Source organism: Roseovarius amoyensis (assembly GCF_003260265.1).
Taxonomy (GTDB): domain Bacteria; phylum Pseudomonadota; class Alphaproteobacteria; order Rhodobacterales; family Rhodobacteraceae; genus Roseovarius; species Roseovarius amoyensis.
The window spans coordinates 151,051-165,866 of sequence record NZ_QITQ01000006.1 but is presented as its reverse complement, the minus strand read 5'-3'; the positions used below and the strand labels follow the sequence as shown (position 1 = coordinate 165,866).

The window sequence follows — 14,816 nt, the reverse complement described above, 5'->3', positions numbered from 1 at the left end:
ATGGGGGTGGGTGGGTTTGCAACCCACCATCTGCCTATGCCCTGCAGGGCATATCGGTGGGGTGAAACCCCACCCTACACCGCCTCTCCGAAGTTTCCTTCCGCCACCGTGCCCGCCCATTCCGGCGCCACCAGACCGGCGTCTACATCGCGGTGGATGGACGAATACGGCCAATCGACCGCCCGTTCGACAAACCCGTGCCTGACCGGGTTCGCCCAGCAATAGCGCAGATGGGCATGGTAATCCGCCGCGTCCCGGATGTGGTGTTCCCAGAAACGGCGCTGCCAGATCGCGCATTCGCGTTTGTTCTGTCGTAGGCCGGGCTTCAGCCCGGCATATCGCCCCGCCCTGATCACCGGAAATTCCGTCGGCAGCGGTGCCGGGCTGAAGCCCGGCCTACGATGTGCCTCGTTCAAGCTCCGCGTGAACCGCGCCTTGATCGCGCCCCACCGCGTGGAAAAATCCGCGTCCCCCTCAGGCAGGGTCCAGACCGCGTGGATATGATCAGGCAACACAACCCACGCGTCGATTTCAAAGGGCCGTTCCTGCCGTGTCGCCCGGACAGCGGCGCGCAGGTGCACGATTTCGTCCACCAACAGCCACCTGCCCCGCTCGGCCAGGTTGACGGTAAAGAACACGCATGCCCCGGGCAGCTTTGGACGAATGTATCGCGTCATGCCCCAATCTGCGGGCATCAAGGTTAACAATCCTTTGCACGGCGCCTGAAAAACAGCCCCCACAACCGGCCCCCGGCATGAAAACGGCATCAACATACCCCGGCCCCGCCCCGCCACCGGCAGATTTCCGGCGCAGGCTCCTGATCATCAAGGAGACCGGCAATGCGACACACCGCAGACAAATGGCACGGCACACACCGCCACCCTGACCGCATCCCGACCTACCGGCCGCAAAAGCCCTTTCGTTTTACCGATTGGGCCGCGCTCTGACACTGGCCAGGCGGCTTTCGTGCCCGTCACGAACGCGCCAAGCAGGGGCAGCCCCTGCTGCCAGGGCCGCTTTACCCGCGCCCCAGTTTAATCTTGTCACTCCCGGCGCCGGCCCGGCGCACACGGGCTGTTCGATGGCGTTGGTCGACAAGGCCCTTTCCCCGCGACAAGCTGTGCGGCGGGTTGGTGACGGGGGGTTGCGCGCGGCAGCTGGCAGCAGTGTTCGGGCCCGGCACAGCGGCCGATCTGTCTGACACATGCCGCCAGAGGTCACCGGATTTTGATTTTGCCTATACCTCGTGGCAGATTACATGCAGGGTTCACCGAATGCACCAATCGACGGGAGAATGACATGACGAGCAGGCGCCAGTTCATTGCCACCGGCCTTGCCGCGCTGGCCACGCCGGCGCTGGCGCGGGCCTATGAGCTTGACCCCAAGTTCCAACCCACCCGCGTGCAGATTCAGGCGAATTACGGCCCCGGACAGTTGCTGGTGCTGCCGCGGGCGCATTTTCTCTATTACGTCACCGCACCGGGCGAGGCGCTGCGCTATGGCGTCGGCGTCGGGCGCGCGGGGCTGGAATTCCAGGGCACTGCGGTGATCGGGGCCAAGCGCAAGTGGCCGACATGGCGCCCCACCAACGAGATGATCAAGCGCGACCCCGGTGCCTATGCCAAGTTCGTCGACAACGACTATATCCAGCCCGGCGGGCCCGGTAACCCGCTGGGTGCGCGGGCGCTCTATCTCTTTCAGAACGGGCGCGACACCTATTACCGCATCCACGGCACGAACGCGCCGCGCACCATCGGGCTGTCCGTTTCCAACGGCTGCATCCGCATGCTGAACGAACACGTCAAGGACCTTTTCGAACGGGTGCCGACCGGCACCAAGGTCACGGTGCTCTGATCCGCGCCGCGATCAGACGGTTGAAAGATTCTTCTTGAAAACACGTCAGGGAACGCACATATACGGTTTCGCGACGTTATTTCTATCGACCATCTGTTCCCGTACCACGGCTCAGTCAATCGATCCAGCTATGACGAGCCGACCTGCCGCAGTACCGTGGGCAGGAAACTACAGGAGTAATACAGATGGCCAATGGCACTGTAAAATGGTTCAACGCCACCAAAGGGTTTGGCTTCATTGCCCCCGAATCCGGTGGTCGTGACGTATTCGTTCACATCTCTGCAGTCGAGCGTGCCGGTCTGACCGGTCTGGCCGACAACCAGAAAGTGACCTTCGACGTTGAAGCCGGCCGTGACGGCCGCGAAGCGGCGACGAACATCGCGCTGGCCTGAGCCAACGCCGAAATGACGGATCAGGGCCCCTTTCGGGGCCCTTTTTCATTTGGGCGGCTAAAATTGGCGGTCGTCAGCGCGCGGCCTCGATCAGCCGCATCACTTCGGGGCCGATCGCCTCAATGATGCGCGCGACGCCTTCGGCGTTGGGGTGAATGCCGTCGGGCTGCATCCACTCGCGCATGTCCTCAAGGCTGTCGCCCGCCAGCCCGGCAAAGAAGTTCGGATAGTAGAGCGTGCCATATCGCGCGGCGAGGTCGGGAAAGATCGCGTCGAACGCGGTCTTGTAGTCCTCTCCGAAATTGCCGCTAGCCGGCACCCCCACCAGCAGCACCGGCACGTCCTGCGCGGCGGCCGTATCGAGGATGGCCGACAGGTTGGCCCGCGTCACCGCCGGGTCGATCCCGCGCAGCATGTCGTTGGCGCCCAGCGCCAGGATCATCGCGTCGATATCGGGTGTCAGGCTCCAGCCCACGCGGGCCGCGCCGCCAGCGGTGGTTTCGCCCGACACGCCGCCATTGATGATTTCGGCCGAAATGCCGCGATCCGTCAGCCATGCCTGCAACTGCGGAACAAGGCCCTTTTCCCGCACCAGCCCATAGCCCTGTGTCAGGCTGTCGCCAAAGGCCAGGACCGTGACCTCATCGGCACGCGCCGGCGCGGACAGCGCAAGGCACAGCAGCAGCGCCTTGCCGCAGGCCGCCGCCACCCCATATGTCAGAAAACCCCTGATCCAGCGGCGCCTTTTCATGACCTCTCCCGTCCTTTCGCTTTCCAATGCTTCTCTTGACCTCAAGGGCAATGCCGGCCCCGTCCGGATACTTGATGCGATCTCGCTCGATGTCCACCGCGGCCAGACGGTCGGGCTGGTGGGGCCGTCCGGGTCGGGCAAATCATCGCTGCTGATGCTGATGGGCGGGCTGGAGCGCGCCACCGGCGGGCGGGTCTGTGCGCTTGGCCACGACCTGGGACGGATGAGCGAGGATGCCCTCGCCCGTCTCAGGCGCGACCATTTCGGGGTGGTGTTCCAGTCCTTTCACCTGATCCCGACAATGACGGCGCTGGAAAACGTCGCCACGCCGCTGGAACTGGCCAGCGCGCCCGATGCCTATGATCGCGCGGTCGAGGAATTGCGCGCGGTCGGCCTGGCGGCACGGGCGCAGCATTACCCGGCCGAATTGTCAGGTGGCGAACAACAGCGCGTGGCACTGGCGCGCGCCGCGGTGACGCGCCCCGACATCCTGCTGGCGGACGAACCCACCGGCAACCTCGATTCCGTCAATGGCTCGGCCATCGTCGAGATGCTGTTCGGCCTGCGCGAACGCCATGCCGCGACGCTGGTGCTGGTCACCCACGCGCCGGAGCTGGCCGAACGCTGCGACCGGGTGATCCGGCTGCGCGACGGGCACATCGTCACGGATGCGGATGCCGGGACGGAGGCGGACACGGCATGAGCCTGCGCATCGCCGCAAGGCTGGCGTGGCGCGAGTTGCGCGGCGGGCTGGCCGGGTTCCGCATCTTTCTGGGCTGCGTGATCCTTGGCGTTGCGGCCATAGCCGCGGTGGGCACGGTGCGCGAAAGCGTCACCCGCGGCCTTGTCGCCGAGGGGGCTAGGCTGCTGGGCGGGGACGCCGAGATCACGCTGACCTACCGCTTTGCCAGCGGGGAAGAGCGCGCCTTCATGGACGGCCTGGCCAATGCAGCCTCGGAAATCGTCGATTTCCGTTCCATGGCGGTGGTGCCGGACGGGCCGCAGGCGCTGACCCAGGTCAAGGCGGTCGATGCAGCCTATCCGTTGATCGGGGCGGTAACGCTCGATCCGCCGATACCGCTGGCCAAGGCTCTGGCCGGGCAGGATGGGGTGCCCGGCGCGGTCGTGCACCCGATGCTGGCGCAGCGGCTGGGGATCGGGCCCGGTGACAGCTTTCGCCTTGGCCGGCAAGAGTTTCACCTAATGGCGCTGCTCAAAGATGAGCCCGACAACGCCACCCCCGGTTTCGGGCTTGGCCCCCGCAGCATCGTCGCCACAACCGCGCTGGCGGAATCGGGGCTGCTGTCACCCGGCACGCTGTTTTCCACGCGCTACCGGCTGGACCTGCCGCAAGGCGTTGACCCGGACCATGCCAGGGCCGATGCCGAGGCGGCGCTCAAGAACAGCGGCATGCGCTGGCGCGACGCGCGCAATGGCGCGCCGGGCGTGGCGGCCTTTGTCGACAGGCTGGGCAAGTTCCTGGTGCTGGTGGGGCTTTCGGGCCTCGCCGTGGGCGGCGTCGGCATTTCGGCGGCGCTGCGGGCCTACCTGGCGGGCAAGACCGAAACCATCGCCACGCTGCGCACGTTGGGAGCCGAACAGGGCACGATCTTTCTGACCTATTTCCTGCAGACCGGCGCGCTGGCGGCGGTCGGCATCGTGCTGGGCCTCATGCTGGGGGTCGGCGTGCCGGTGCTGCTGGCCCCGCTGATCGAGGCGCGGCTGCCGGTTCCGGCGGTCTTTGCCCCCTGGCCCCGCCCGATGGCCGAGGCCGCGCTATACAGCGCGCTGACAGTGCTGATCTTTACGCTCTGGCCACTGGCGCGGCTGCGCGATGTGCGGGCAGCCGCGCTCTATCGTGGCGCGCTCTCGCACGGGCGGGCGCTGCCGCCCCGGCCCTTTGTCGTGGCGACATTTGCCCTGCTGGCCGCGCTGCTGGCGGCGGCGGCGCTGTTTTCCGGCAACGCGGTGCTGACGCTCTGGACTGCGGGCGGCATCGCCGCCTCGCTGGCGGTGCTGGCGCTGGCCGGCAGGGGCATCGCGGCAGCAGCACGGGCACTGAGGCGGCGCGCGCGGGGGCGACCTGCGCTGGGCTGGGCGCTGGCGGCCATCGGGGCGCCGGGCGGCAGCGCCGGCGCGGTGGTGCTGTCGCTGGGGCTGGGGCTGTCGGTGCTGGCCACGGTGGGGCAGATCGACGCCAACCTGCGCAGCGCCATCACCCGCGACCTGCCGGACCGGGCGCCGGCCTTCTTTTTCGTCGACATTCAAAAGGACCAAATGCCGGCGGTGCTGGAACGCCTGCAATCCGACCCCGCCGTCGAGCGCGTGGACCACGCGCCGATGCTGCGCGGCATCATCACCGCCATCAACGGCCGCCCGGCGGCCGAGGTCGCCGGCGATCACTGGGTTTTGCGCGGCGACCGGGGCGTCAGCTATGCCGGCGCCCTGCCCCCGCGCACGCGACTGGTCGAAGGGACATGGTGGGGGGCGGGTTATGACGGCCCGCCGCAGATCAGCTTTGCCACCGAAGAAGCCACTGAGATGGGGCTCAAGCTGGGCGACGAGATCACCGTCAACATCCTGGGGCGCGCGATCACGGCGCGGCTGACCTCACTTCGCGCGGTCGATTTCTCGACCGCCGGGATGGGGTTCGTCATGGTGATGAACGAGGCCGCGCTGGCGGCTGCACCGCACAGCTTCATCGCCACCGTCTACGCCACGCCCGAGGCAGAGGCGGCGATCCTGCGCGACATCACCACCGCCCACTCCAACATCACAGCCATCGGCGTGCGCGAAGCGATCGAACGGGTGAGCGGGCTGCTGGACGGTCTTGCCTCGGCCACGGCCTGGGGCGCGGCGGCGACGCTGATGACCGGGTTCCTCGTGCTGATCGGGGCCGCCGCTGCCGACCAGCGCGCGCGCCGCTACGAGGCGGCGATCCTGAAAACACTGGGCGCCACGCGGGCGCGCATCCTGTGGGGGCTGACGCTGCGCGCGGCCTTGCTGGGCGCGGCGGCGGGGCTTGTCGCGCTTGGTGCCGGGATCGGCGGCGGCTGGGCGGTCAGCCATTTCGTGATGGAAACCGGCTTTGCCGTGGCCTGGGGGCCGGCGGTGCTGATCGTGGCCGGCGGCGCGCTGATCAGCCTTCTGGCCGGGCTGGCCTTTGCCTGGGGCCCGGTTTCTGCCCGGCCCGCACGGGTACTGCGGATGCAGGACTGACCGGGGCGGCATCCTGTGCCGCCCCTTTCTGAGATCTTCGAGCGAATTCCCTACTCCGCCGCCTCGCTGTACGCCTCCATCGGCGGGCAGGTGCAGATCAGGTGACGGTCGCCCCAGACGTTGTCGACACGGTTGACTGGCGGCCAGTACTTGTCGACGCGGAACGCGCCGGGCGGGAAACACGCCTCTTCGCGGCTATAGGGACGGTCCCAGTCACGCACCAGATCCTCCATCGTGTGCGGCGCGTTCTTGAGCGGGTTGTTTTCCGGGTCGATCCGACCTTCCTCGATGGCGCGGATTTCCTCGCGGATCGCCAGCATCGCGTTGCAGAAACGGTCCAGCTCGGCCTTGGTTTCGCTCTCGGTGGGTTCGACCATCAGCGTACCGGGCACGGGAAAGCTCATCGTCGGGGCGTGAAAACCGTTGTCGATCAGCCGCTTGGCGATGTCGTCGACGGTCACGCCGGCGCTGTCGGCAAAGGGGCGGGTGTCAAAGATGCATTCATGCGCAACCCGACCGTTCTGCCCCTTGAAGAGCACGTCATAGGCCCCTTCCAGCCGCTTGGCGATGTAGTTGGCGTTCAGGATCGCCACCCGCGTCGCCTGGGTCAGCCCCTGCCCGCCCATCAGCAGGATATAGGCCCAGCTGATCGGCAGGATCGAGGGCGAGCCATAGGGCGCGGCCGCAACCGGCCCTTCCTGCCCGCCGGTTTGCGGATGACCTGGCAGGAAGGGCGCAAGGTACGCCTTGACCCCGATCGGCCCCATGCCGGGGCCGCCACCGCCATGCGGGATGCAAAAGGTCTTGTGCAGGTTGAGGTGGCTCACATCCCCGCCGATGTCGCCCGGCCGCGCAAGCCCGACCATGGCATTCAGGTTGGCGCCGTCGATATAGACCTGCCCGCCATGCCGATGCACGATGTCGCAGACCTCGCGCACGCCCTCCTCGAACACGCCGTGGGTGCTGGGATAGGTGATCATGCAGGCGGCCAGGTTGTCGGCGTTGGCCTCGGCCTTGGCGCGGAAATCGTCCAGGTCGATATCGCCGTTCTCGGCTGATTTCACCGTCACCACCTTCCAGCCGACCATATGCGCGCTGGCCGGGTTGGTGCCGTGGGCGCTGACCGGGATGAGGCACACATTGCGGTGGCCCTGCCCGTTGGCGCGGTGCCAGGCCGCGATCGTCAGCAGCCCGGCATATTCGCCCTGAGCGCCGGAATTGGACTGCATCGACATCGCGTCATAGCCGGTGATCTCGCACAGCCGGGCGCAAAGATCGTCGATCATCTCGCGGTATCCCTCGGCCTGGTCGGGCGGGCAGAAGGGATGTAGCTGCGCGAATTCGCGCCAGCTGATCGGCATCATCTCGGCGGCCGAGTTCAGTTTCATCGTGCAGCTGCCCAGCGGGATCATCGCCCGGTCAAGCGCCAGGTCACGGTCGGCCAGCCGGCGCATGTAGCGCATCATCTCGGTCTCGGCCCGGTTCATGTGGAAAATCGGGTGGGTCAGGTATTCGGTCCGCCGGTGCATGTTCTCGGGCACCCGGTATTCGGGTTCGAAATTGTCGTCGCGGCGTTCGATACCAAAGGCCCGCCAGACCGCCTCGATGCTCTTGGGGCGCGTCGCCTCGTCCAGCGTGATGCCGACACGGGTTTCGCCGACGCGGCGCAGGTTGATGCCCTCGTCCACCGCCGATTTCAACACCGCCGCCTGCAGCGGGCCGACATCCACGGTGATGGTGTCGAAGAACGCCTTGGGATCGACCTTGAAACCCGCCTCTTCCAGCCCACGGGCCAGGCGCACGGTCTTGCGGTGGATGCGCTGGGTGATGGCCTTCAGCCCCTTGGGCCCGTGGAACACCGCGTACATCGACGCCATCACCGCCAGCAACGCCTGCGCGGTGCAGACATTGCTGGTCGCCTTTTCCCGGCGGATATGTTGTTCGCGGGTCTGCAGGGCCAGGCGATAGGCGCGGTTGCCGTGGCTGTCGACCGAAACGCCCACCAGCCGCCCCGGCATCGCCCGTTTGAACGACTCGCGGCACGCCATATAGGCGGCGTGCGGGCCGCCATAGCCCATCGGCACGCCGAATCGCTGGGCGCTGCCCACCGCGATGTCGGCCCCCATTTCGCCGGGTTCCTTGAGCAGCGTCAGCGCCAGCGGGTCGGCCGAGACGATGCCGATGGCACCATGTTCGTGCAGCGCTTCTATGTGAGAGGTGAAATCGCGCACATGGCCATAGGTGCCCGGATACTGGAACAAAGCACCAAAGACCTTAGAGGCGTCCATCTTGTCGGGGTTGCCGACGATCACCTCGATCCCCAGCGGCGCGGCGCGGGTCTGGACGACGGCGATGTTCTGCGGGTGGCAGTCGCGGTCGACAAAGAACGCGCCGGCCTTTGACTTGGCGACGCGCTGCGCCATGGTCATCGCCTCGGCGCAGGCGGTGGCCTCGTCCAGCAGCGAGGCGTTGGCGATCTCCAGCCCGGTCAGATCCGAGATCATGGTCTGGAAGTTCAGCAGCGCCTCCAGCCGGCCCTGGCTGATCTCGGGCTGATAGGGGGTGTAAGAGGTGTACCAGGCCGGGTTTTCCAGGATGTTGCGCTGGATCGCCGGCGGCGTGACCGTGCCGTGATAGCCCTGCCCGATCAGGCTGACCAGGACCTTGTTCTTACCCGCCGTCATCCGCATGCGGTGTATCAACTCGCGCTCGGAAAGCGGCTTGCCGAACTCCAGCGGCTTTTCCTGCCGGATGGATTTCGGCACCGCCTCGTCGATCAGCTGGTCCAGGCTGTCGACGCCCAGCACCTGCAGCATCCCGTCCATTTCCTCGGGCGAGGGGCCGATATGGCGGCGGTTGGCGAAATCGTAGGGCAGGTATTCGGTGGGCTTGAAGGGCATGGTTTCCTCATCCGTTGTTCAGGCGGCGCCGATCAGCCGGCGCCTGCGCCCCGTTCATCAACATCCTAGGCACGACAGCCGTGCCGGAGGCGGGACATTTCTGTCCGCGATACCTGTTAGGCGATGAACGCCTTGTAGGCGGCCTCGTCCATCATCGCGTCCATCTGCGACGGGTCCGACGGTTTGATCCGAAAGAACCAGCCATTGCCCATCGGGTCTTCGTTCACCTTGGCGGGCTCGTCGGCGATGGCGTCGTTGACGGCGGTGATTTCACCGTCGATGGGGGCCAGGATATCGGACGCCGCCTTGACGCTTTCGATGACGACGATCTCGTCATCCTTGGTGACGGTGGTCCCGGGCTGGGGCAGTTCGACAAAGACGATGTCGCCCAGTTCCTCGGCCGCGTGTTCGGTGATGCCAACGACAACCTCGTCATCCTCGACGCGCAGCCACTCGTGTTCTTCGGTAAATTTCATTCTTTTCAATCTCCTGTTGGATCAGCGTTTGAAGCCGGCCGGGACAAAGGGCAGCTTTGCCACGCGGGCGGGCATGCGCCGGCCGCGCACCTCGCCCCAGACCATCGTTCCCGGCTCGGCCAGATCGGCCGGGACATAGCCCATCGCCACGGGCGCGCCGACGCTGGGGCCGAACGCGCCGGATGTGATTGTGCCCACCGGCTCTGCCGCGTCCTCGGCCGCGAACAGCAGCGTGCCGTCGCGCATCGGCGCGCGGCCCTCGGGGGCAAGCCCTACGCGCCGGCGCGCAGGGCCGTCCAGGAACTCGCGCAGGATGCGATCGGCACCCGGAAAGCCGCCCGCGCGCGCGCCGCCGCTGCGGCGAACCTTTTGTATCGCCCAGGAAAGCCCGGCCTCGACCGGGCTGGTGGTGGTGTCGATGTCATGGCCGTAAAGGCAAAGTCCTGCCTCAAGCCGCAAACTGTCGCGGGCGCCCAGGCCGATCGGCTCGACCGCCTCATGCGCCAGCAGGGCGCGCGACAGGGCCTCGGCCTGCTCGGCCGGCACCGAAATCTCGTACCCGTCCTCGCCGGTATAGCCGGAGCGCGACAGCCACAGCTCGCCATAGTCCGAGGCCATGATGGCCAAATCCATGAACCGCATCGCCGCCACGTCGGGCAGGATCGCACCCAGCACCGCATCTGCCGCCGGCCCCTGCAATGCCAGCAGCGCACGTTCGGTCAGTTCCTCGACCTCGACACCGGGCAGGTTCGCGCGCATATGGGCGATGTCATCGCCCTTGCAGGCGGCGTTGACCACCAGGAACAGATGATCGCGCCGGTTGGCGATCATCAGATCGTCCAGGATGCCGCCACCCTCATCGGTAAAGATCCCGTAGCGCTGGCGCATCTCGCCCAGCCCCAGCACATCGACCGGCACCAGCGTTTCCAACGCCTGCGCCGCCGGGCCAACCCCACCCTCATGGCGCAGGATCACCTGACCCATGTGGCTGACATCGAAAAGCCCTGCCGCCGCGCGGGTGTGAAGATGCTCCTTCATCACCCCCAGCGGATATTGCACCGGCATCTCGTACCCGGCAAAGGGCACCATTTTGGCCCCCAGCTCCAGATGCAGGGCATGGAGCGGCGTCTTGCGAAGATCGCTCATCCCGCGTCTCTCCCATCGCTCATGGGCCGGTTGGAAAATGGAATCATTCCCGGCACCGTTTCAGCGCGCGGAAAACCGCGCGCCCTCGATGCCCCCTCTGTCCTTTTGCCTGAGATCGCTATCCCTTCGGCGCCCCGGCTCTTTGCCCGGGATCTCTCCAGAGTCTGTCACAGATGCGGAACGGTCCCTGTCGCCTGAGAGTTTCCGGGGCGGTTGCTCCTTCGGCACCGGCTAAGCCGGTTCTCCCGTTCCGATCGCGGTGTACCCTAGTATGCTGTGCGAGTCGTTTCAAGCCGTCGTGAACAGCCCATCTGCGCAAAAAAACCTGCCAGCGCGTCATTGCCGCAAATCAGGTCTTCCAGCGTCATCGCGTCGAGATGGGTAAAAAAGGCCTCTGCCGCATCGGCCAGCGCATCGCGCAGCCGGCAACTGTCGGACAGCGGGCAGGTGTCGTCGGTATCGGCCAGGCATTCGGTATGGTGGGTGGGCACCTCAAGATCGCGAAAGACCGCGCCGACCGCGATCTCGCGCATCGGCCGCGCCAGCCGCAGCCCGCCCGACCGGCCGCGCCTGGTATGCAGATATCCCAGCTGTGCCAGCTGGTTGACGACCTGCGCCAGGTGACTTTCAGACGTGTTGCACCGCTCGGCGATCTCGGCCTTGGTGGCCAATCGGTCGGAGTGAATGCCGCAGAACATCAGCACACGAAAGGCGAGGTTGGTTCGTTTGGTCAGGCGCATGGTGTCAATCGGGCTCCGAGCTTGATATCGGGACAAGGTGCGGGCAGAAAAAAAAGTGTACCATGACACAGATCAAATCGCCGATTCACACTGCCGGGGCGACCGCCGCCGACCAGACCGCCGAAACCGACCCCTGGTTTTTCAGATATGGCAGCCTGGTGAACCGTGAAACCCACACATTTTCCGAGGCCGCACCGGCCCGGCTGCGGGGGTGGCGACGCGTCTGGCGGCATACCCGGCTGCGGCCCGTCGCCTATCTGACGGTGGTGCCGGACCCGAGCGCTGAAATCGACGGGTTGATCGCCGCCGTGCCCGGGGCGGACTGGGCCGCGCTGGACATGCGCGAACGCGCCTATGCGCGGCTGCCCGCGCATCACCAGGTCAACCATGATCTGTCGCACGCGCCGCAAATCGCGCTTTACGCCATTCCCGAGGGCCGGCACGGCACCCCCGACGCGACCTGCCCGGTCTTGCTGAGCTATGTCGACGTCGTGGTGCAGGGCTATCTGCGCGAATTCGGCGAGGCCGGCGTGCGCCGGTTTTTCGACACCACCGATGGCTGGGATGCGCCGGTGCTCGACGACCGCGACGCGCCGCGCTATCCGCGCCACAGGGTACTGAGCCGGGACGAACGCGCGCTGGTCGATGACCATCTTTCGGATCGCGGGGTACGCCGGACCCGCGGCCAGGCGCAAGGGGCGCTGGACGCACAGGCGTGCTTGCCCCATGGTTGATCCATGGCGAATGTAACGCACCTGTCGGGCACCGCGATGATGGTGCTGCGTTTCGCGCGGCGGCTATGGGTCCGGGTGTCGCTGATGGCCCTGTTGGCACTGATGGCGGCTGTCAGCGCAACGCTGCTGGAAGAGTTCATTCCCCAAGGCCTGCGCGAGCGGGTACCGGCCAAGGCGATCATGCCGGTTCTGACAATCCTGGCGTCGGGAATGCTGGCGGTCAGCACGTTCTCGCTCAACGTCATGGTCACGGCCTATCACGCCGCGGCCTCGCAGGCGACACCGCGGGCGCACCGTATCCTGCTGGCCGACACCACCACCCAGACGGTTCTGGCAACGTTCATCGGCGCCTTCGTCTATTCACTGAGCGCGATCCTGCTGATCCAGGCGGGATTCGGGGCGCAGGGATCATCGGTCATGTATATGGCCGTCACGGTGGCGGTGGTGGTGCTGGTGATCCTGGCGATGCTTCGCTGGATCGACCATCTGAGCGACCTGGGCAGCATGGACGCCACCCTGCGCAAGACCGAGGCCGAGGCCCGAAAGAGCCTGAAACAGACCCGCGCCGCGCCGGCGCAGGGGGCCACACCGCTGACTGCCGAAACCGTCATCCCGAACGACGCCAGCCCCATCCCCGCGCCCCAATCAGGGTATCTGCAGTTCATCGACGCCGCCCGCATCGACAAGGCCCTGACCGATGCCGGCGCCCGGGTGTATCTGCATGTCTCGCCAGGGCAATTCGTGCTGAAGGGGCACGCGATCGGCTATGCCTGTGGCCTCGACGACAAGGGGGTCTGCACGGTGCAGGCGGCGCTGACCATGGGGCAATACCGCACCTTCGAACAAGACGCGGCCTATGGCCTGCTTGTGCTGTCGGAAATCGCCTCGCGCGCCCTGTCGCCGGGGATCAACGACCCCGGCACCGCGATCGACGTGATCGCCCGGCAGGAACGGCTGATCTGGGAATGGGCATGCACACCGCCCACGCGCGATGCGCCATGCTACGAGCGGGTGTTCGCACCGGCACTGACGCCTGAAACGCTGATCACCAATGCCTTTGCCAGCACCGCGCGCGACGGCGCGGACAAAATCGAGGTCGTCTGCCGGCTGCTGCACGCGCTGAGGTCATTGGCGACATCGGGCGACAGCCATCTTGCCGCCGCGGTGCGGGACGCGGCCGACCGCACCCGCAATCACGCCCAGGCCGCCCTGACGCAAGAGGCCGACCGCGAAAGGATGCATCAGGCCTATGACGTCGAAGGGGTCTTTATTCCTTCGCCCTGATCCGCTGCAACAGCGGCAGCAACCGGCGCATGTCGGGTCCGTGCTGCTGGCCGGTCAGCGCCAGCCTGAGCGGCATGAACAGCCCCCTGCCCTTGCGGCCCGTGGCCTCTTTCACCGCGCCCGTCCAGTTGCCCCAGCTGTCTTCATCCAGCGGCCCCTCGGGCAGCATAGCCATGGCCTGTGCCACGAATTCGCGGTCGGCCTCGTCGATGATCGGCTCGGCCCCGTCGCGGCAGAGCGCCCACCAGTCGCCCAGATCGTTGAGCGTGGTGATGTTCTCGCGCATGACCTCCCAGAACCGGGGGGCGATGTCACCGGGTACGCCCAGCGCGGCGATGGTGTCGGCGACCTGTTCATAGGGGCGTTCCTGCAGCACATGCGCGGTCAGCGGAAACAGATCGTCGGCGTCGAACTTGGTCGGTGCCGCGCCGAAATGGGTGATGTCAAAGCCTTCGACCAGCTCATCGATGCTGGTGCGCAGTTCCACCGGGTCGGACGACCCCAGCCGCGCCATCAGCGACAACAGCGCCATCGGCTCTACCCCTCGGGCGCGCAGGTCGCGCAGCGAAAGCGTGCCCAGCCGCTTGGACAACGCGTCGCCCTGCGGGCCGGTCAGCAGCGAATGGTGGGCGAAATCGGGCGCCTTGCCCCCCAGCGCGGCAATGATCTGGATCTGGGTGGCGGTGTTGGTCACATGGTCCGCCCCGCGCACGACATCGGTCACGCCCATCTCGGTGTCGTCCACCACCGAGGCCAGCGTGTAAAGCACCTGCCCGTCGCCGCGAATCAGCACAGGGTCCGAGACGCTGGCGGCGTCGATGGAAACCGGGCCGAGGATGCCATCCTCCCAGCCGATGCGTTGGTGATCGAGCTTGAAACGCCACACACCGGGGCCGCGTTCGTCGCGCAGGCGGGCCTTTTCGTCCTCCGACAGAGCCAGCGCGGCGCGGTCATAGACCGGCGGGCGGCCCATGTTCAGCTGCTTCTTGCGCTTGAGGTCCAGCTCGGTCGGGGTCTCGAACGCCTCGTACAGCTGGCCCATGTCGCGCAGGCGGTCGGCGGCCTCGGCATAGCGGTCCAGCCGCTGCGACTGCCGTTCGATCCGGTCCCAGTGCAGACCCAGCCATTCCAGGTCTTCCTTGATCGCGTCGACGTACTCTTCCTTCGACCGCTCGGGGTCGGTGTCGTCGATGCGCAGGATAAAGGTTCCCCCGGCCTTGCGCGCGATGAGGAAATTCATCAGCGCGGTGCGCAGGTTGCCGACATGGATATAGCCCGTGGGCGAAGGGGCAAAACGGGTAACGGTCATTTCTTGCGGCT

The 14,816-nt window shown here is 66.5% G+C and carries 13 protein-coding genes and 2 riboswitches; of the genes, 6 read left to right on the top strand and 7 right to left on the bottom strand.

The window, feature by feature from the left end; translation table 11 throughout:
* Positions 1–74: 74 nt before the first annotated feature.
* Positions 75–677, bottom strand: coding sequence for an REP-associated tyrosine transposase (locus tag DL899_RS07780; RefSeq protein WP_111733601.1), 603 nt, complete (start codon positions 675–677; stop codon positions 75–77).
* A 622-nt stretch (positions 678–1,299) separates the two neighbouring features.
* Here DL899_RS07780 and DL899_RS07775 point away from each other — a divergent pair.
* The gene (locus DL899_RS07775) at positions 1,300–1,854 is read left to right on the top strand and encodes a L,D-transpeptidase (RefSeq protein WP_111733526.1); all 555 of its coding nucleotides are present in this window, start codon (positions 1,300–1,302) and stop codon (positions 1,852–1,854) included.
* A 185-nt stretch (positions 1,855–2,039) separates the two neighbouring features.
* Complete coding sequence (locus tag DL899_RS07770; RefSeq protein WP_111733524.1) at positions 2,040–2,246, top strand: cold-shock protein; 207 nt, start codon at positions 2,040–2,042, stop codon at positions 2,244–2,246.
* A 73-nt stretch (positions 2,247–2,319) separates the two neighbouring features.
* On the opposite strand, the gene DL899_RS07765 is transcribed toward DL899_RS07770, so the two are convergent.
* Complete coding sequence (locus DL899_RS07765; protein WP_111733522.1) at positions 2,320–2,997, bottom strand: arylesterase; 678 nt, start codon at positions 2,995–2,997, stop codon at positions 2,320–2,322.
* Here DL899_RS07765 and DL899_RS07760 point away from each other — a divergent pair.
* Both DL899_RS07760 and DL899_RS07755 read left to right on the top strand, forming a co-directional pair.
* A complete protein-coding gene (locus DL899_RS07760) occupies positions 2,996–3,700 on the top strand; it encodes an ABC transporter ATP-binding protein (protein WP_111733520.1) in 705 nt (234 codons plus the stop codon). The genes DL899_RS07765 and DL899_RS07760 overlap by 2 nt on opposite strands.
* A complete protein-coding gene (locus tag DL899_RS07755) occupies positions 3,697–6,216 on the top strand; it encodes an ABC transporter permease (RefSeq protein ID WP_111733518.1) in 2,520 nt (839 codons plus the stop codon). The genes DL899_RS07760 and DL899_RS07755 overlap by 4 nt, the downstream gene beginning before the upstream one ends.
* Before the next feature lie 50 nt (positions 6,217–6,266).
* Here DL899_RS07755 and gcvP read toward each other — a convergent pair whose 3' ends face one another.
* From gcvP to DL899_RS07735, 4 genes are all read right to left on the bottom strand, one after another.
* The gene (gcvP, locus tag DL899_RS07750; protein ID WP_111733517.1) at positions 6,267–9,116 is read right to left on the bottom strand and encodes an aminomethyl-transferring glycine dehydrogenase; all 2,850 of its coding nucleotides are present in this window, start codon (positions 9,114–9,116) and stop codon (positions 6,267–6,269) included.
* Positions 9,117–9,232: 116 nt separating this feature from the next.
* Positions 9,233–9,592, bottom strand: a complete 360-nt coding sequence (gene gcvH / locus DL899_RS07745; protein ID WP_111733516.1) for a glycine cleavage system protein GcvH — start codon at positions 9,590–9,592, stop codon at positions 9,233–9,235.
* Positions 9,593–9,613: 21 nt separating this feature from the next.
* Positions 9,614–10,738, bottom strand: a complete 1,125-nt coding sequence (gene gcvT, locus DL899_RS07740) for a glycine cleavage system aminomethyltransferase GcvT (protein WP_111733514.1) — start codon at positions 10,736–10,738, stop codon at positions 9,614–9,616.
* Positions 10,739–10,825: 87 nt separating this feature from the next.
* Positions 10,826–10,909, bottom strand: a riboswitch (glycine riboswitch).
* A riboswitch (glycine riboswitch) is annotated at positions 10,910–10,996 on the bottom strand.
* 8 nt (positions 10,997–11,004) lie between these two features.
* Positions 11,005–11,478, bottom strand: coding sequence for an RrF2 family transcriptional regulator (locus DL899_RS07735; RefSeq protein WP_111733513.1), 474 nt, complete (start codon positions 11,476–11,478; stop codon positions 11,005–11,007).
* 62 nt (positions 11,479–11,540) lie between these two features.
* On the opposite strand from DL899_RS07735, the gene DL899_RS07730 reads away from it, so the two are divergent.
* On the top strand, positions 11,541–12,212 hold the full coding sequence (locus DL899_RS07730) for a gamma-glutamylcyclotransferase family protein (RefSeq protein WP_239494639.1): 672 nt from the start codon (positions 11,541–11,543) through the stop codon (positions 12,210–12,212).
* Between the two features lie 3 nt (positions 12,213–12,215).
* Positions 12,216–13,496 carry a DUF2254 domain-containing protein gene (locus DL899_RS07725; RefSeq protein ID WP_111733511.1) on the top strand — a complete coding sequence of 427 codons (1,281 nt, stop codon included), beginning with the start codon at positions 12,216–12,218 and terminating at the stop codon, positions 13,494–13,496.
* Here DL899_RS07725 and gltX read toward each other — a convergent pair.
* On the bottom strand, positions 13,480–14,805 hold the full coding sequence (gene gltX, locus DL899_RS07720) for a glutamate--tRNA ligase (RefSeq protein ID WP_111733598.1): 1,326 nt from the start codon (positions 14,803–14,805) through the stop codon (positions 13,480–13,482). The two genes, DL899_RS07725 and gltX, sit on opposite strands and share 17 nt — an antisense overlap.
* Positions 14,806–14,816: the final 11 nt, after the last annotated feature.